General features: G+C 52.3%; 5 tRNA genes. All 5 read left to right on the plus strand.

From position 1 onward, the window contains the following. The first annotated feature begins 2 nt into the window (after window positions 1–2). A tRNA-Leu gene (locus tag F7888_RS22345) sits at window positions 3–86 on the plus strand. A 3-nt stretch (window positions 87–89) separates the two neighbouring features. Beyond that, window positions 90–164 (plus strand) — tRNA-Gly (locus tag F7888_RS22350). 22 nt (window positions 165–186) lie between these two features. Beyond that, window positions 187–275, plus strand: a tRNA-Leu gene (locus F7888_RS22355). Between the two features lie 32 nt (window positions 276–307). Beyond that, a tRNA-Arg gene (locus F7888_RS22360) sits at window positions 308–384 on the plus strand. Between the two features lie 5 nt (window positions 385–389). Continuing rightward, window positions 390–466: transfer RNA gene (locus tag F7888_RS22365), tRNA-Pro, on the plus strand. Window positions 467–476: the final 10 nt, after the last annotated feature.

A 476-nucleotide genomic window follows, 5' to 3' on the forward strand; every position in this document is an offset into this window, starting at 1 on the left:
ATGCGGGTGTGGCGGAATTGGCAGACGCGCTAGACTTAGGATCTAGTGTCTTTGACGTGGGGGTTCGAGTCCCTTCACCCGCACCATATGCGGAAGTAGTTCAGTGGTAGAACACCACCTTGCCAAGGTGGGGGTCGCGAGTTCGAACCTCGTCTTCCGCTCCATAATTAGTCTGCATTTATTTAAGCCGGGGTGGCGGAACTGGCAGACGCACAGGACTTAAAATCCTGCGGTAGGTGACTACCGTACCGGTTCGATTCCGGTCCTCGGCACCATTATTTTGTTAGTACAAAATAAATACTATAGCGCGCCCGTAGCTCAATTGGATAGAGCGTCTGACTACGGATCAGAAGGTTATGGGTTCGACTCCTTTCGGGCGCGCCATATATCGGGAAGTAGCTCAGCTTGGTAGAGCACTTGGTTTGGGACCAAGGGGTCGCAGGTTCGAATCCTGTCTTCCCGACCATTCCAAAAAA

Source organism: Litchfieldia stipae (assembly GCF_014837155.1).
Classification (GTDB): Bacteria; Bacillota; Bacilli; order Bacillales; family Bacillaceae_L; genus Litchfieldia.